Origin of the sequence: Pseudomonas laurylsulfativorans (genome assembly GCF_002906155.1) — a bacterium.
Taxonomy (GTDB): Bacteria; Pseudomonadota; Gammaproteobacteria; order Pseudomonadales; family Pseudomonadaceae; genus Aquipseudomonas; species Aquipseudomonas laurylsulfativorans.
This window is the reverse complement of record NZ_MUJK01000001.1, coordinates 1010489-1026003: the sequence shown is the minus strand read 5'-3', so window position 1 is coordinate 1026003 and position 15515 is coordinate 1010489. Positions and strand designations below refer to the sequence as shown.

The 15515-nt window shown below is 61.7% G+C and carries 15 protein-coding genes; 7 read left to right on the top strand and 8 right to left on the bottom strand.

The features are described 5' to 3' along the window. Positions 1 to 81: 81 nt before the first annotated feature. From B0D71_RS04500 to B0D71_RS04480, 5 genes are all read right to left on the bottom strand, one after another. Positions 82 to 915, bottom strand: coding sequence for an AraC family transcriptional regulator (locus tag B0D71_RS04500; protein WP_103393664.1), 834 nt, complete (start codon positions 913 to 915; stop codon positions 82 to 84). Between the two features lie 33 nt (positions 916 to 948). Next, complete coding sequence (locus B0D71_RS04495) at positions 949 to 1452, bottom strand: VOC family protein (protein WP_103393663.1); 504 nt, start codon at positions 1450 to 1452, stop codon at positions 949 to 951. Between the two features lie 103 nt (positions 1453 to 1555). Further along, positions 1556 to 4045 (bottom strand): TonB-dependent siderophore receptor, encoded by a 2490-nt coding sequence (locus B0D71_RS04490; RefSeq protein WP_103393662.1) that lies wholly within the window; start codon positions 4043 to 4045, stop codon positions 1556 to 1558. Between the two features lie 99 nt (positions 4046 to 4144). Continuing rightward, positions 4145 to 5128, bottom strand: coding sequence for a FecR domain-containing protein (locus B0D71_RS04485; RefSeq protein WP_103393661.1), 984 nt, complete (start codon positions 5126 to 5128; stop codon positions 4145 to 4147). Continuing rightward, positions 5125 to 5649, bottom strand: coding sequence for a sigma-70 family RNA polymerase sigma factor (locus tag B0D71_RS04480; protein ID WP_103393660.1), 525 nt, complete (start codon positions 5647 to 5649; stop codon positions 5125 to 5127). The genes B0D71_RS04485 and B0D71_RS04480 overlap by 4 nt, the downstream gene beginning before the upstream one ends. 291 nt (positions 5650 to 5940) lie before the next feature. Between B0D71_RS04480 and B0D71_RS04475 the strand changes: the two genes are divergently transcribed. The 6 genes from B0D71_RS04475 to B0D71_RS04450 all read left to right on the top strand — a co-directional run bounded on the left by B0D71_RS04475 (position 5941) and on the right by B0D71_RS04450 (position 11387). Further along, positions 5941 to 6189: a transmembrane sensor/regulator PpyR gene (locus B0D71_RS04475; protein WP_103393659.1), complete on the top strand. Its 249-nt coding sequence runs from the start codon at positions 5941 to 5943 to the stop codon at positions 6187 to 6189. After that, the gene (locus B0D71_RS04470; protein WP_103393658.1) at positions 6189 to 7343 is read left to right on the top strand and encodes an NnrS family protein; all 1155 of its coding nucleotides are present in this window, start codon (positions 6189 to 6191) and stop codon (positions 7341 to 7343) included. Before B0D71_RS04475 ends, B0D71_RS04470 begins: the two co-directional genes overlap by 1 nt. 173 nt (positions 7344 to 7516) lie before the next feature. Continuing rightward, positions 7517 to 7972: a (2Fe-2S)-binding protein gene (locus B0D71_RS04465; protein ID WP_103393657.1), complete on the top strand. Its 456-nt coding sequence runs from the start codon at positions 7517 to 7519 to the stop codon at positions 7970 to 7972. 7 nt (positions 7973 to 7979) lie between these two features. After that, on the top strand, positions 7980 to 10148 hold the full coding sequence (locus B0D71_RS04460) for a xanthine dehydrogenase family protein molybdopterin-binding subunit (RefSeq protein ID WP_103393656.1): 2169 nt from the start codon (positions 7980 to 7982) through the stop codon (positions 10146 to 10148). Position 10149: 1 nt separating this feature from the next. Next, the gene (locus B0D71_RS04455) at positions 10150 to 10731 is read left to right on the top strand and encodes a hypothetical protein (protein ID WP_103393655.1); all 582 of its coding nucleotides are present in this window, start codon (positions 10150 to 10152) and stop codon (positions 10729 to 10731) included. A gap of 74 nt (positions 10732 to 10805) precedes the next feature. Continuing rightward, the gene (locus B0D71_RS04450) at positions 10806 to 11387 is read left to right on the top strand and encodes a GGDEF domain-containing protein (RefSeq protein ID WP_103393654.1); all 582 of its coding nucleotides are present in this window, start codon (positions 10806 to 10808) and stop codon (positions 11385 to 11387) included. Positions 11388 to 11504: 117 nt separating this feature from the next. On the opposite strand, the gene B0D71_RS04445 is transcribed toward B0D71_RS04450, so the two are convergent. Continuing rightward, positions 11505 to 11930 (bottom strand): VOC family protein, encoded by a 426-nt coding sequence (locus tag B0D71_RS04445; RefSeq protein ID WP_103393653.1) that lies wholly within the window; start codon positions 11928 to 11930, stop codon positions 11505 to 11507. 112 nt (positions 11931 to 12042) lie between these two features. Here B0D71_RS04445 and B0D71_RS04440 point away from each other — a divergent pair, with 112 nt between their 5' ends. Then, positions 12043 to 12903: a LysR family transcriptional regulator gene (locus B0D71_RS04440; protein WP_103393652.1), complete on the top strand. Its 861-nt coding sequence runs from the start codon at positions 12043 to 12045 to the stop codon at positions 12901 to 12903. Positions 12904 to 13089: 186 nt separating this feature from the next. Here B0D71_RS04440 and fabI read toward each other — a convergent pair whose 3' ends face one another. Continuing rightward, a complete protein-coding gene (gene fabI, locus B0D71_RS04435) occupies positions 13090 to 13884 on the bottom strand; it encodes an enoyl-ACP reductase FabI (RefSeq protein ID WP_057715039.1) in 795 nt (264 codons plus the stop codon). A 19-nt stretch (positions 13885 to 13903) separates the two neighbouring features. Further along, positions 13904 to 15514 carry an ABC transporter ATP-binding protein gene (locus B0D71_RS04430; RefSeq protein ID WP_103393651.1) on the bottom strand — a complete coding sequence of 537 codons (1611 nt, stop codon included), beginning with the start codon at positions 15512 to 15514 and terminating at the stop codon, positions 13904 to 13906. Position 15515 lies beyond the last annotated feature (1 nt).

The window sequence follows — 15515 nt, the reverse complement described above, 5'->3', positions numbered from 1 at the left end:
CTCGCCACAGACTCAACCAAGCCACAGACTCAACCAAGCCACAGATCTAACCAAGCCACAGATTCAGCCAACATCACAGGCTCACCCCCGATACTGCCCCGGCGTCGCCGCCAAATGCTGTTTAAACGCCCGTTGAAAATGCGCCTGATCGGCGAACCCCGCTTCCAGTGCCACGTCTGCAATCAGCTTACCGCTGCGCAATTGATCCTGGGCGAACTGGATGCGCCGGTTCACCAGGAACGCGTGGGGTGTCATGCCGTAATGCTGTTTGAAAGCGCGGATCAGGTAGGACGGTGACAATTGCGCGGCCTCGCAAATGTCTTCGAGCTTGAGGGTTTGGGTGCAGTGGTCGCGGATGTAATCGGCGGCACGCTCGAGCTTGAAGTTGGGCTCGCGCAGCGGTGGCTCGATCGGGTTCAAGCGCTGCTGCAGATCAGTGAAAAACTCCACGGCCACGCTGTGTTTGCGAAGTACATCCTGCTGCGGATCGACCAACACCTCATACAAGCCCGCCAGGCCGGCAAACAGGCTGGCGTCCCGCGTATGGGTCACCGAGAAACGGCGAAACGCCGCGTCATCGCTGAACCCGAGCTGATGCTGCAAATCGGTCAGCCACGGCGTATCGACGTACAGCATCAGGTACGACCAGGGTTGGTCTTCGATCGGGTTGCAGGCGTGGACGTCGCCGGGGTTCATCAGCACGACCGTGCCGACGCTGACCTCGAATGCTGACTGCTCATGGAGATAGGTGCTGCGTCCGGCGGTGATCGCACCGATGGAAAAGTGCTCGTGGGCGTGCCGGGTGTAGCAGACTTCGCGCCCGTCGGCGATTGCGCGGGCTTCGATGAAGGGCAAGGCGTCATCGCGCCAGAAGCGCGGGGCCTGGTCGGCGTTTTTGGCAACGGCGTGCTTCATGCTCATTCCTCGGCAGGTCAGCGCCCGAGTGTATTAGCTCTCGCCGTCAAAGGCGCGCTGCAACGTCGCGATATCGAGTTTTTTCATCTGCATCATCGCCTGCATCGCCCGTTGGGACTTTTTCGTGTCGGGGTCCTTGATCATGTCCATCATGGCAACGGGGACGATCTGCCACGACAAGCCGAACTTGTCCCTGAGCCAGCCGCATTGCTGAGCCTCGGGCGCGCCACCGGCCGACAGGTTGCCCCAGTAATGGTCGACTTCTTCCTGGCTCAGGCAATTGACCTGAAACGAAACCGCTTCACTGAACGTGAACATCGGCCCGCCGTTGAGACCGGTGAAACTCTGCCCATCGAGTTCGAAGCTGACAGTCATGACCGAGCCTTCCGGCCGGCCATGGAACTCGAAACCGGCGTGGCCGTAATGGGTGATGGCCGTGATTTTCGAATGATCGAAGATCGAGCAATAGAATTTCGCCGCCTCTTCGGCCTGATTGTCGAACCACAGGCAGGGCGTGAGTTTTTGTACGCGTTGCATGGCGGGCACTCCTCGGCAGGTTATGCATGCAGGATTACAGCGTAGCCAGCCTGTGTTCGTTCGGCCGTACCGTAGATCGCCCAAAAGCCGTTTCACCTCGCGATCAGAAATCCCAATGGGTGGTCAGTTGCACGGTGCGCGGTTCGCCGTAAAACCCGGTGCCAAAGTTGCCGAGTCCGGTGTAGTAGGTTTTATCGAACAGGTTCTTCACGTTCAGAGTGGTGCTCAGGTGCTCGTTGAAGCGATAGCGCGCCATCGCGTCCACCAAGGCGTAGCCCGGCTGGGTGATTGTCGAGGACTGGCCGAAGTTCACGCTGTCGGCGGGGTCGGGACGGAATACGTTGCCGAAGAATTCGCTTTGCCAATTCACACCCGCGCCAACGGTGAGCCTGTCCCACGCGCCTGGCAGGCGGTAGGTGCTGAACACCCGCACCAGCTGTTCCGGTGCAGTGGTTTGCAGCACCGAACTGTAGACGTAATCACCCTTGGCATCGCGGGTATGGTTGTAGGTGTAGCCGGCCGACAGGTTCCAGCCGTCGCGCAATTCGCCGGCCAGTTCGATCTCGAAGCCTTTGGTGGTAGCGCCCTGGACGGCGCGGTACACCGACTCGGTATCGACGCCACTGACATACTCGGCGATGTTGTCCTGTTCGATGCGGTACAGGGCGAACCTGGCGTTCAGGCGTCCGCCCAGGTATTCGGCCTTGATGCCCGCTTCATGACTGTTGCCCTGGACCGGGTCGAGCAACTGCCGGTTGGCGTCCTTGCTCATTTGCGGCTGATAGATGCTGGTGTAACTGGCGTACACCGAGTAAGTGTCGTCGAGGTCGTAGACAAGTCCGGCGTAAGGCGTGACGACTCCGCTCTGACGATAGCTGTCACGCAGGTCGGTGGTGTGCGGGTCACTGTAATCCAGGTCGTCGTGGCCGGTGAAGTCGCTGACCCGCGCGCCGAGGATCAGCGTCAGGTCATCGACGGGTTTGAGCCGGGCGGCCAGGTAGGCACCGGTCTGGCGCTGGACGATGTCGTCGGTGCCAACCCGGGGGATCTCGGGTTTGGCAAACTCGCCGCGCCAATCGAAGATGCTGCCGTCCACCGGCGGGTACACAGAGCCGTACACCGGGATGTCCTGGCGCGTGTTCATCGACATGAAACCGACGATCAATTCGTGTTCGCGACCGGCTAGCGTGAACGGACCGCTCAGGTTGACATCGATGTTGTCCTGCACCTGATCGCCCTTGAACTTGCCCATGTACATGAACATGCCGTTACCGCTGACTGGGTCCGGGTGGCCGCCACTGGCGGAGGCGAGGAAGGTATCGTGCTGGCGGTGCTTGCGGTCGTAACTGACCTTGAGTGCCCAGTCGTGGGCCAGTTGCTGTTGCACTGAGGCGAACAGTGTCTGGTTGGTGAAGTCGCGACGGCTCCAGTCGGTGGCCGGGTTGAAGGAACGGGAGAAATCGGTGCGCGAACCGTCGCTGTAGTACATCGGGAAACCTGTCCAGCTGGCGCCTCGGGAGCGGGTGTTCTGCTGGTCGATGCCAACGGTGACGAGGGTGTCCGGGGTCAAGTCGGCTTCGACTATGCCGTAGGCGATGTCCTTGGTGTTGCGGTAGTGATCGATATAGGCGCTGCGGTCCTGATAGACCCCGACCAGACGCCCGCGGACATTTGCGCTGGCGCTCAGCGGCCCGGAAATATCGCCTTCGCTGCGATAGTTGTCCCAGGAGCCGACGGTGCCGCTGACCGAGGCTTTGAATGCCGGGGTCGGACGCTTGCGAATCAGATTGACCGTGGCCGAGGGGTCACCAGCCCCGGTCATCAGGCCGGTCGCGCCTTTGATGATTTCAACACGGTCATAGGGTGCCATGTCGGTGCTGGTGGTGCCGTAGTCGTAGACTCCGTCGTAGTCGGTATTGACGCCGTCGTACTGGAAGTTGGTGATCGGCAAGCCACGACTGGAAAACTCCCAGCGTTCGCTGTCGTAGTTTTGCACGCTGATGCCGGGAGCGCGGCGCAGGGCGTCGACGAGGCTGGTGGCCCCCTGATCGTCCATGAGTTGGCGGGTGATGACCGTGACCGATTGCGGGGTTTCACGCAGGGACAGCGGCAGGCCGGTGGCAGAGGACGTCGAGCCGATGGTGTAGGCGTGGGAGTCCTCGCTGATCGCCCCGGATGCCGGTGCGTAAATGTTGGTCGCCCCCAGTTCCAGTGCACCTTGTTCGGCCGCAGCGGCGTGCAGCACGTACCCACCGTTGCCCTGGCGTTGCGCCAGCAGGCCGCTGCCGTGCAGCAGACGTTGCAAGGCTTGCTCCTGGTTGTAGACGCCGTTCAGGCCAGGGCTGCGCTTGCCGGCAGCGAGATCATTGTGTCCGGCGAGATAAATCCCGGCCTGTTCGGCAAAGCTGTTGAGAACGTTCACCAGCGAACCGGCAGCGATTGCGTAATGGCGCGTCTCGCTGCTGGACCGTTCGCTGTCAGCGAGGGCGGCGGCTTGAGGCCGCGACACTTCCAGGCCCGGCAAGACAACCGCCAGCGCCAGCACCAGCGGGTGCAAGGTGAGGCGGTTGTGGGTAACGGTGGCGCGGGGCATGGAGTTCCAGTGAGTCGGTTCAATCGGCATTCGAAGTGCTTGAAGCGTTAACCGAGTGAAAAAGGCAAAAGGGAACCGACGCGCCGGAAAAAACGTTCATCAGGCTTTCGGGCCGACGTTGACCCACCACTCCAGCGGTTTGTGCACCCGCACCGGCAATGCCGCTTCCAGCAGGCGCAGGGCCTGATCGGTGTCCTTGAGCGGAAACGAACCCATGACCGGTAGCCCGGCGACGGCCGGATCACATCCCAGATGCCCGGCACGGTAACGGCTGAGTTCTTCGAGCAACTGGCCCAGTGGCAGGTTGTCCGCCAACAACAGGCCACGGCGCCAGGCTTCGCGGCTGGCCGAGGCGGCGGTCGGTGTCGATATGTGGTCTTGGCTAAACGACAGCTGCTGTCCAGCCTCGGCCACCTGAACCTGACCCTGTGCGGTCCTGACTTCGACTGCGCCTTCGTAGACGTTCAGCACTGTTCGCCGGTCTTCCTGACGCACGCTGAAACGCGTGCCCAGCGCACGCATCCGGCCCTCGACGGTTTGCACCAGCAGCGGGCGGCTCGTGTCCTTGGCGGTGTCGATCAACACTTCTCCGGCCTGCAACAGCAATAACCGTTGCGCGGTGTCGAAACGCACATTCAGCGCACTGAGGGCGTTGAGCCAGATCTGGCTGCCGTCGCTGAGCCGGGTTTCCCGGGTTTCACCGGTGCCGGTGGAGAGGTCGGCGGTCCATCGGGCCAGGCTCAGGGGCAGGGCGCTTTCCCTCCAGGCGCTCCAGCCGAGCAATCCGCCCGACATCAGGACCAGCAGGCTCTTGACCGTCTGGCGGCGGTTAAGGGAGGAGCGGCCACTGTTGCGCAATACGTGGCCGGCCGCTTGTTGATGATTGTCCTGTAGCGCGGCAAAGCGCTGGCTCACACGTTCGACGTAGTGCCAGGCAGCCTGATGCTCGCTGCTTTGCGCCAGCCAGGCCTGCCAGTGCTCGCGCTCTTGCTGGCCGGACTGTTGATCGTTGAGTTGCACGTACCAGCTGGCCGCCTGTTCCAGGCTGGCGTGGCTGATGGCGTTGGTGGTGGCGTGGGTCATTGGATCAGCAGGCCGTCGAGCTCGGCTTCGAGCATTGCGCAGTGCATCAACGCCTGGGCCAGGTACTTTTTCACCATGCGCTCGCTCACGCCGATTTCTTCGGCAATGGCCCGGTAGGGCAACCCATGCACCTGCGCCAGAATGAACGCATCGCGCACGCGCTCAGGCAAGCGCTGCAGCATGGCATCCACTTCGTACAGGGTTTCGACGATGATCGCCCGCTGCTCCGGCGAGGGCTGAACGGCCTGGGGTTGCGCGGCCAAGGTCTCGAGCCACGCCTGTTCCAGCTGTCGACGACGCCAGTGGTCAATGCACAGGCCCCGGGCGATGGTGGCCAGGTAAGAGCGTTCGTGGGTTTCCCCGTCAAATACCTGAGGACGTTTGAGCACCCGGATGAAGGTGTCATGGGCCAGGTCGGCGGCATCGAACGCATTGTTCAAGCGTCGACGCAGCAACTCGTGCAGCCAGTGGTGGTGGCTGGCGTAGAGGTTCTGGACGCAGGAGGAGTCGGCAACCGTCATCGTGAGCGCATGTCCATGGGCGGTTTGCGCCCTCGTGCAAATAAGAATGGATCGCGATTAAAGCAAAAGGCCTATGACTGTGCAAATGATATTGGTTTGCTTTTAGCTCCTGCGGATCGGTTTTCAGTAAGGTCGTTGTCGTTATGACTCGTTTGTTTGTCATTAGGACTATATGGCCGATGAGTCAAATTGACTGCGATGCCCTGAGGCTATTGATTTATAAGGGGGAATAAACTGGCACGGAACATGAAACAGGCCACGTACAACTGAACGCCTTCAGGAGTACGCAATATGTTCAACTTCTTCAGCAACCCCCAGAACGTTCTTCGCTTGTCGCACCATGTGCTCGGTGCTGGCCTGGCGATGCTGCTGGTCGGCATCTACGGTGCCTATCTTTACGACGGTCATCTGTCCATTGTCGTGCTGGTGTCCATGCACGCCTTGACCATTCTCGGCCCAACCCTGTTGAAAATCGGCTATGTCATGCGCCTGCTTTCCCAGTACCGGCTGAGCCGAGGCTCGATCCGGGTGGCGGCTTGATGCGCCGGCTGGCGGAAGCGCCGGTCTTCAGTCTGGGCTTTCGCCCGTTCTTTCTCGCCGGTGCCGGTTTCGCCGCCATCGCCGTGGCGGTCTGGGCCTTGTGGTTGTACGGCCGCTTGCCCGGTGCGCAACCGCTGGGCGGCATGCTCGCCTGGCATCGACATGAAATGCCCTTCGGATTCGCCTCGGCCATCATTGCCGGGTTCCTCCTGACAGCAGTGCCCAACTGGACCGGTCGGCCGGGGCTCAAGGGCTGGCCGCTGATCGGCCTGGTGCTGGTGTGGCTGCTGGCGCGACTGGCCTGGTACCTGCCGCTGCCGGCACCCTTGTTGTTGGCCTTGCAAGTTCCGTTTCTGCCGCTGCTGGCGTGGGCGTTGGGGCGCGATTTGGTGGCTGCAGGCAAGCGCGAGAATTATCCGATCCTGTTGATGGTGTCGCTGCTGGCAGGGTGTCAGGCGTTGACCTTGCTGGGGTTTGTCGCGGATGACGCCAACCTGCAACGACAGGGTGTGCTGGCCGCCTTGTGGCTGGTGGGCGCGCTGATGAGCGTGATCGGCGGGCGGGTGATTCCCTTCTTTATCCAGCGTGGCCTGAACCGTCCGGCAACGCCTGCGGCCCCTCCATTGCCGGGCAAGGTGTTGCTGATCAGCGCGATGCTGGCAGCGGTGTCCTTTGCCGCCGGATTGAACGACGTCCCGCGTAAGTGGCTGGCGCTGTTGTTTGCGCTGATGAGTGGATTACACCTGCTGCGCTTGTGGCGCTGGCATGACCGCGGCCTGTGGCGCGTGCCGCTGCTGTGGTCGCTGTACCTGGCTTACGCGTGGCTGGCGGTGGCGACGCTGGCCATGGCGTTGTGGCACCTGGGCTGGATATCGCAACAAAGCCTGGCTACCCATTCGCTGGCCGTCGGCGGGATCGGCGGGTTGATTCTGGCGATGATTGCGCGGGTCAGTCTGGGGCATACCGGGCGTTTGTTGCAGCCGTCCAGGGCGATCGTTGCGGGGTTTGTCCTTGTGTTGCTGGCGGGTGCGTGCCGGGTATGGCTGGTGCCTTTTTCCGGTCTCGGATTGGCGCTGTCGGCGCTGCTGTGGTGTAGCGCTTTTGTGGTTTTTGTCTGGCGCTACACCGGCATTTTATTGGGGCCAAGGCTCTAGCGAAGGGCTCCATGGCCGCCCATCGAGGCGGCCTTTGCATGACCGGTGGTCGATGCGCCAAGGCCTGCCGGGAAATTTGCGCTTAGCTGAAGGGATAGCCCGAGGCGCGCGCAGGTTGTACAAGGCTGCAGCGACGCCCCTTCAGATCACCGTGAGTCTGAGGAATAAGCGCCATGCTGACCCTGAACATCAATGGCCAGGATCAGGAGCTGGATGTCCCCGCAGACATGCCGCTGCTCTGGGTCTTGCGCGATGTCGCCCACCTCACCGGCACCAAATTCGGTTGTGGCATAGCCCAATGCGGGGCCTGCACCGTACACGTCGATGGCGCACCGCTGCGCTCGTGCATCACGCCGGCCACGGCCGTGGCCCATGGGCAAAAGATTCTCACCATCGAAGGGCTGTCCGCGCACGGTTCGCATCCGGTGCAACAGGCCTGGGCAGAACTTGACGTGGTCCAGTGTGGCTACTGCCAGTCCGGGCAGATCATGTCGGCGGCGGCGTTGCTGGCAAAGATTCCGAAACCGACCGACAGCGACATCGATCAGGCACTGTCCGGCAACATCTGCCGTTGCGGCACTTACCCGCGGATCCGCGCGGCGGTCAAGCGCGCCGCCGAGCTGGGTTGAGGTGTCCATGAACAGCATCAACGCGTTATCGCGCCGTGGTTTTCTCAAGGGCAGTGCCGTACTGGGCGGTGGGCTGGTGGTGGCATTTGCCATGCATGGTGTTCACCGGTTCGCCATGGGCGCGGAGAATCAGGGCAACGTGTTTGCGCCCAACGCTTTCCTGCGCATTGGCAATGACAACAGCGTCACCGTGCTGCTGGGGCACTCGGAAATGGGCCAGGGCATCTGGACCGGCCTGACCATGCTGATCGCCGAAGAGCTGGACGCCGACTGGTCAAAGATCCGCGTCGAGCATTCCCCGGCATCGGCCGCCGATTACGGCCTGCCTGGCTTTGGCGGGATGCAAATCACCGGCGGCTCGACCTCGACCTGGATGGAGTTCGATCGCTATCGTCAGGCCGGCGCGGCGGCGCGCATGATGCTGATCGACGCGGCGGCCAAGCGTTTCAACGTCGCGCCGTCCGAGATTCATACCGAGTCAGGCGTCGTCATTGCGGGTGAACACCGTGCCACCTACGGCGAGTTGGCCGATGACGCCGGGCAGCTGCCACGGCCGGACCCGGCCTCGATTAAACTCAAGGACGCCAAGGGCTGGCGGCTGATCGGCAAACCCACCCAGCGTCTGGACACCCCGGAGAAAATCACCGGCCGGGCGAAATTCGGCATGGACGTGCAGTTTGACGGGCTGATGACTGCGATGGTCGCCCGTTCACCCACCTTCGGCGGCAGCGTCAAATCCTTTGAAGGCGCCGAGGCGCTGGCGATTCCGGGTGTGCGCAAGGTGGTGCAAGTGCCGACAGGCATCGCAGTGATTGCCGATCATTACTGGGCGGCGAAGCTGGGGCGCGATGCGCTGAAAATCGAGTGGAACCCGGGGCCGAACGCCGGGCTGGACAGCCGGGCGCTGCTGGAGAGTTTCCGCAAACTCGCCAAAACCCCCGGCCTGAGCGCCGGCCAGGCGGGGGATACCCAGGCTGCACTGGCGAAAGCGGCCAAGACCATCGACGTTGAATACAGTGTGCCTTATCTGGCCCACGCGCCGATGGAGCCGCTCAACTGTACGGTGCGCATCACCCAGGACAAATGTGAAATCTGGACCGGCACCCAGTTCCAGACCCTGGACCAGATGGTCGCCGGGAAAATCACCGGGCTCAAACCCGAACAGGTCGAAATCCATACCGAGTTTCTCGGCGGTGGCTTCGGGCGGCGGGCCAATCCGACTTCGGATTTCGTCAGCGAAGCGGTGTATGTCGCCAAGGCCGCCGGTGCACCGGTGAAAACCGTGTGGGCGCGGGAGGATGACATCCGCGGTGGCTATTACCGCTCGGCGTTCCTGCACCATGCGCGCATCGGCTTGGGCACCGACGGCCAACCGCTGGCGTGGAAGCATGTGATGGTCGGGCAGTCGATCATGGCCGGGACCTCGCTTGAAGCAAGCATGGTCAAGGACGGGATCGACAAGACCTCGGTCGAAGGCGTGGCCGACAGCCCCTACATTGGAGAGCTGGCCAATCACCAGATCGAACTGCACTCACCGCAAACCGGCATCAGCGTGTTGTGGTTGCGCTCGGTGGGGCACAGCCACACCGCGTTTGTCATGGAATCGCTGATCGATGAACTGGCCACGGCGACCGGCAAGGATCCGGTGGAATACCGGCGCGCCTTGCTCAAGGACCATCCGCGCCACCTCGGTGTGTTGAACCTCGCGGTGGAGAAAGCCGACTGGAGCGCGCCGCTACCCGATGGCCATGCACTGGGTGTGGCAGTGCATGAGTCGTTCGGCAGTTATGTGGCGCAGGTGGCCGAGGTGTCCCAGGACAACCTCGCGATCCGCGTGCACCGGGTGGTGTGTGCGGTGGACTGTGGCATTGCGGTCAACCCGCAGAGCATTGCCGCGCAGATGGAGTCGTGTATCACCTTTGGCCTCAGCTTCGCCTTGCACAGCAAGTTGACGCTCAAGAGTGGGCAAGTGGTGCAGTCCAACTACCACGACTATCAGGTGCTGCGGCTCAATGAAATGCCGATGGTCGAAGTGCATATCGTGCCCAGCAGCGACAAGCCAGGCGGTATCGGCGAAGCCGGTGTGCCGCCCACGGCGCCGGCGGTGGCCAACGCGGTGTTCGCCCTGACCGGGCAGCGCCTGCGGGAGCTGCCCTTGCAGCTGTCGGGGGTGTGAGATGAAACGACATCATTGGTTGCTTGGGACGGTGATTCTGGTCTGTCTCATCGCCTACGCATCCCACGTATTCGCTGATGACCGCGAGGCCTTGCAGGCGTTCGACACCGTGCAGAAAGTCTTCCAGAGCCCCCGTTGCCAGAACTGCCACATTCCCGGGGATTCGCCGCTGCAATTCGATGCCGGGGTGCCCCACGCCATGAATGTCCTGCGCGGCATGGACGGCAAGGGCTCGGCGGGGTTGCCCTGTGCAACCTGCCATGGGCAAAGCAATCCGCCGGCCAGTTACGGCCCCCATGCGCCACCCGGCGCACCGCACTGGAGCCTGCCGCCGGCAGCGCAGCGGATGGCCTGGATAGGCCTGCCGGCCGACCGGCTGTGCGCGATGATCAAGGATCGCTCCAGCAACGGTGACCGGGATTTCGCCGCGCTGATCAAGCACGTCAGCGACGACAAGCTGGTGCTGTGGGGCTGGAATCCGGGCGGCAATCGCGCACCGGTGCCGGTACCCCACGCTATCTTCGTCACCCAGTTCAAACTCTGGGCCGATGCAGGAGGGCCGTGCCCGGTGACGGGTAGCTGACCAACGGCACGCTTGCAGGGAGTCAATGCGGGTATGGGCGACTCTAAAGTGCATACCTGCCAAGGGAGTTAACAATGTTGATCTCAGGCAAAACGGGCAAATCGGGCCGATCCGCAAGCCCGTTGCTCACGCCACAGCAAGAACGGGAGCGGCTGCGTGAAATGGCGCGTCAGGCCGGGCGAGAGCTGGCCGGCGTGCAAATGGCAAGCATGGATGAGCTGACGCTGCTGTCCAATCGCCATGGCTTCACCGCGCTGGCCCGGCTCGGGCTGGACGCCTGCCGGGAGCTGGAGACGCCGGCGACGTTGCTGTACTTCACCCTCGATGAATTCAAGCGCATCAGCTACCTGTATGGCCGGGCCAAAGGTGACGATGCGCTCAAGACCTTTGCCGATGTCCTGCGTATCGGCTTTCGTGAAAACGACGTGGTCGGCCGGCTCGAAGGCGACCGGTTCGTGGCGTTGTTGACCGGTTCCAGCACCGTGGAGATTGCGGCGATCAAGGCTCGGCTCAACGAGATACTCGATGAGCGCAACGCCACGGCGCATTGCAGTTGTGACATTCGGTTCAGTGTCACCCAGGTTGAATATGTCCCCACTGTTCATGACTCAATCGAGGAACTGCTGGGTGAGGCCGAGCGTGTGATGAGCCGTTAGGGCAGTGGTGAAATGGCGGGCCTCATCGCGAACAAGCTCGCTCCCACAGGATTTATGAACGCCACAAATCCACTGTGGGAGCGAGCCTGCTCGCGAAAGCGTCCTGACAGGCAACGCCTACTTGGCAAACAACTGCCCAATATCCTTGAACGCCTTGAACTCCAGCGCATTCCCGCAAGGATCAAACAGAAACATCGTCGCCTGTTCACCCACCAGCCCCTGAAAACGAATTCCCGGCTCTATCACGAAGCGAGTCCCCAGCGACTTCAGCCGCTCGGCCAGCGCCTCCCACTCGGCCATCCCGAGCACCACGCCAAAATGCGGCACCGGCACATCGTGACCATCCACGGCATTGGTGTGCGCGGCTTCTTGCACGGCGTTTTTTGGTGCCAGGTGAATCACCAGTTGATGACCGAAAAAATTGAAATCCACCCAGTGATCGCTTGATCGACCTTCCTCCAGGTTAAATACCTCACCGTAAAAGTGTCGGGCGGCCGGCAAGTCGTAGACAGGAATGGCCAGGTGAAAAGGGGACAGTTGCATCGAGTGAGCCTCGGTGGTGGGTGGAATGTGTCGAGTTTATCCCTGTGCTTTTTGATTGAAAGACGATAATTTTTGCATCGAGCTCAAATAATTTCGATCAATCGAGGTCGCCATGCTGCGAGAACTGAAAACCTTTGTCGCCGTGGCGCGTCACGGCACCTTTGCCGCGGCCGGCATGCACATTGGCCTGACACAATCGGCGGTCAGTGCGCAGATTCGCAATCTGGAACACGCCTTGGGCATCCGTCTGTTCGACCGCACCGGTCGCCAGGCGCTGCTCAATGCAGCGGGGCAGCGTGCGTTGCCGATGGCCAGGGAAATGCTCGAGACCTTCAGTCGCATGGCGGTCAGTGACGATGTCGGCGAGTACCGTGGCGAGCTGAAGATCGGCGCGGTGGCGACCGCCCAGACCGGGCTGCTGCCCCAGGCGTTGCTGCGATTACGCCAACAGGCGCCCTTGCTGGAGGCCAAGTTGGTGCCCGGTGTGTCGCTGAACCTGCTGAGCCAGGTGGACACCGGCGAAGTGGACCTGGCAATCCTGATCAAGCCGCCGTTCGAGTTGCCCAAGGAGTTGTCCGCGCAGGTGATTCGCCGGGAACCGTTCGTGCTGATCGTACCAGCGGACGTGGACGGCGATGATCCGCTGCAATTGCTCGCCGGGCACCCGCATGTGCGTTATGACCGCAATTCGTTTGGTGGGCGACTGGTCACGCGGTTTCTGCGCGAACAGAGGATTGAGGTACAGGTGGCGCTGGAGCTGGATGAACTGGAGGCGATTGTCAAAATGGTTGAGTGTGGCCTAGGGATTTCCCTGCTGCCGCAGGCCGGACTATGGCTGGAGCATGGGGCGAAGGTCAGGGTGATCCACTTGGGCGAGTTGACGTTTTACCGGGAGATTGTCCTGTTGCAGCGCTACAGCCAGCGTAATCAGCCGATTCAGCAGTTGTTTGCCAAATGCCTGGCACAACATTGACCCTGTAGGAGCGAGCCTGTTCGCGAAGGTCGTCAACGATAACGCGCCCAGTCTGGATGAACGCGGCGTGCCCAGGTTTTTCGCGAGCAGGCTCGCTCCTACAGGAGCTCTGCATCGGCCGGGGGAAATCGCAGGCATAAAAAAACCCGCCTGAGCAGGCGGGTTCTCTATCTGGCCGACCGAAGATTACTCTTCGATGCTGCCCATGGCCGTGGTGTTGAAGCCACCGTCCACGTACATGATTTCACCGCTGATGCCGGACGCCAGGTCCGAGCACAGGAAGGCGCCAGCGTTGCCGACTTCTTCGATGGTGACGTTGCGGCGCAGCGGAGTTTGCGCTTCGTTGGCGGCCAGCATCTTGCGGAAGTTCTTGATGCCGGAAGCGGCGAGGGTGCGGATCGGGCCGGCCGATACGCAGTTGACGCGAGTACCGTCCGGGCCCAGGGAGCCGGCCAGGTAACGTACGCCGGCTTCCAGGGAGGCCTTGGCCATGCCCATCACGTTGTAGTTCGGCATGGTGCGCTCGGCGCCCAGGTACGACAGGGTCAGCAGGCTGCCGTTGCGGCCTTTCATCATTTCGCGGCCGGCCTTGGCCAGGGCCACGAAGCTGTAGGCGCTGATGTCGTGGGAGATGCGGAAACCTTCACGGGTGGTGGCTTCGGTGAAGTCGCCGTCCAGTTGGTCGCCCGGGGCGAAGCCGACGGAGTGCACGATGCAGTCCAGGCCGTCCCACTTCTTGCTCAGTTCTTCGAAGACCTTGGCGATCTCTTCATCGCTGGCCACGTCGCACGGGAAGCACAGCTCAGGGCTCGAACCCCAGCCTTGTGCGAACTCTTCGACACGACCCTTGAGTTTGTCGTTCTGATAAGTGAAGGCAAGCTCAGCGCCCTCGCGATGCATGGCGGCAGCGATGCCGGATGCGATGGACAGCTTGCTGGCGACACCGACGATCAGTACGCGCTTACCGGCGAGAAAACCCATGTGTTGCTCCTCTTTCAGGTTATTGCGCAGTGGCCGGAGCCAGAAAAGCGGCTTCCAGCAACTGCTGTGTATACGGATGTTGGGGGGCGGCAAAAATGCTTTGCGCGTCTCCCTGTTCGACCACTTGGCCATGCTTGACCACCATCAGCTGGTGGCTCAGCGCTTTCACCACAGCCAGGTCATGGCTGATAAACAGATACGTCAGGTTGTACTTGCTTTGCAGTGAACGCAAAAGCTCCACTACCTGGCGTTGTACCGTGCGGTCGAGGGCCGAAGTCGGCTCGTCCAGCAAAATCAACGCCGGTTTTAACACCAATGCCCGGGCAATGGCGATTCTCTGCCGCTGCCCGCCGGAAAATTCGTGGGGGTAGCGGTGCCGGGTTTCCGGATCCAGGCCTACCTCCTTGAGTGCTGCAATGATCGCTTGTTCCTGTTCCGCCTCGGTGCCCATCTTGTGGATCCGCAGGCCTTCGCCAACGATCTGGCTCACGCACATCCGCGGGCTCAGGCTGCCGAACGGGTCCTGAAACACCACTTGCATCTCCCGCCGCAGCGGCCTGACTTGTTGCTGCGTCAGGCAGTCTAGCTGCTGGCCTTCAAAGCGGATGGTGCCTTTGCTACCGATCAACCGCAAAATCGCCAGACCCAGTGTCGACTTGCCGGAACCGCTTTCACCCACAATCCCCAGGGTCTGGCCCTGGGGCAGGCTGAAGTTGATGCCATCGACCGCCTTGACGTAATCCACCGTGCGCTTGAGCAGGCCTTTCTTGATCGGAAACCAGACTTTCAGGTCCTCGACCGCCAGCAACGGCGGGCCGATCGCGTTGCTTGCAGGCTTGCCACCGGGCTCCGCAGCCAGCAGTTCCCGAGTGTACGGATGCTGCGGCGCGCGGAACAATTCTTCGCACGATGCCTGTTCGACGATGCAACCTCGCTGCATGACACATACGCGATGCGCAATTCTTCTCACAAGGTTCAAATCGTGGCTGATCAGCAGCAACGCCATGCCCAGGCGAGCCTGCAATTCCTTGAGCAATTCGAGGATTTTCAGCTGAACGGTTACGTCCAGCGCGGTGGTCGGCTCGTCGGCGATCAGCAGTTCCGGCTCGTTGGCCAGGGCCATGGCGATCATCACCCGCTGGCGCTGGCCGCCAGACAGCTCGTGGGGCAGGGCCTTGAGGCGCTTGTGCGGCTCGGGGATTCCGACCATCTCTAGCAGTTCCAGCGTGCGCTTGGTCGCGATCTTGCCGGTCAGCCCCTTGTGGATGCCCAGCACTTCGTTGATCTGTTTTTCGATCGAGTGCAGGGGATTGAGCGAGGTCATCGGCTCCTGGAAGATCATCGCAATCCGGTTGCCGCGAATGTGGCGAATGGTTTTTTCTTTCAGGTTGAGCAGGTTTTGCCCGGAATACTCGATGGTTCCGGACGGGTGCCGGGCGAGTGGGTAGGGCAGCAAGCGCAGGATCGAATGTGCGGTGACCGATTTTCCGGAGCCGCTCTCGCCGACCAAGGCCAGGGTTTCACCGCGCTTGATATCGAAGCTGACGCCTTCGACTGCCCGCTGGCAGCGATTGCCGACGACAAACTCGACGGACAGGTCGCGCACTTCGATCAGATTGTCCTGATTCATT

Excerpts from the sequence above, each read along its gene's own strand:
- B0D71_RS04500 (WP_103393664.1), bottom strand. The coding sequence starts at position 915 with ATGAAGCACGCCGTTGCCAAAAACGCCGACCAGGCCCCGCGCTTCTGG.
- B0D71_RS04495 (WP_103393663.1), bottom strand. The coding sequence starts at position 1,452 with ATGCAACGCGTACAAAAACTCACGCCCTGCCTGTGGTTCGACAATCAG.
- B0D71_RS04490 (WP_103393662.1), bottom strand. The coding sequence starts at position 4,045 with ATGCCCCGCGCCACCGTTACCCACAACCGCCTCACCTTGCACCCGCTG.
- B0D71_RS04485 (WP_103393661.1), bottom strand. The coding sequence starts at position 5,128 with ATGACCCACGCCACCACCAACGCCATCAGCCACGCCAGCCTGGAACAG.
- B0D71_RS04480 (WP_103393660.1), bottom strand. The coding sequence starts at position 5,649 with ATGACGGTTGCCGACTCCTCCTGCGTCCAGAACCTCTACGCCAGCCAC.
- B0D71_RS04475 (WP_103393659.1), top strand. The coding sequence starts at position 5,941 with ATGTTCAACTTCTTCAGCAACCCCCAGAACGTTCTTCGCTTGTCGCAC.
- B0D71_RS04470 (WP_103393658.1), top strand. The coding sequence starts at position 6,189 with ATGCGCCGGCTGGCGGAAGCGCCGGTCTTCAGTCTGGGCTTTCGCCCG.
- B0D71_RS04465 (WP_103393657.1), top strand. The coding sequence starts at position 7,517 with ATGCTGACCCTGAACATCAATGGCCAGGATCAGGAGCTGGATGTCCCC.
- B0D71_RS04460 (WP_103393656.1), top strand. The coding sequence starts at position 7,980 with ATGAACAGCATCAACGCGTTATCGCGCCGTGGTTTTCTCAAGGGCAGT.
- B0D71_RS04455 (WP_103393655.1), top strand. The coding sequence starts at position 10,150 with ATGAAACGACATCATTGGTTGCTTGGGACGGTGATTCTGGTCTGTCTC.
- B0D71_RS04450 (WP_103393654.1), top strand. The coding sequence starts at position 10,806 with ATGTTGATCTCAGGCAAAACGGGCAAATCGGGCCGATCCGCAAGCCCG.
- B0D71_RS04445 (WP_103393653.1), bottom strand. The coding sequence starts at position 11,930 with ATGCAACTGTCCCCTTTTCACCTGGCCATTCCTGTCTACGACTTGCCG.
- B0D71_RS04440 (WP_103393652.1), top strand. The coding sequence starts at position 12,043 with ATGCTGCGAGAACTGAAAACCTTTGTCGCCGTGGCGCGTCACGGCACC.
- fabI (WP_057715039.1), bottom strand. The coding sequence starts at position 13,884 with ATGGGTTTTCTCGCCGGTAAGCGCGTACTGATCGTCGGTGTCGCCAGC.
- B0D71_RS04430 (WP_103393651.1), bottom strand. The coding sequence starts at position 15,514 with ATGAATCAGGACAATCTGATCGAAGTGCGCGACCTGTCCGTCGAGTTT.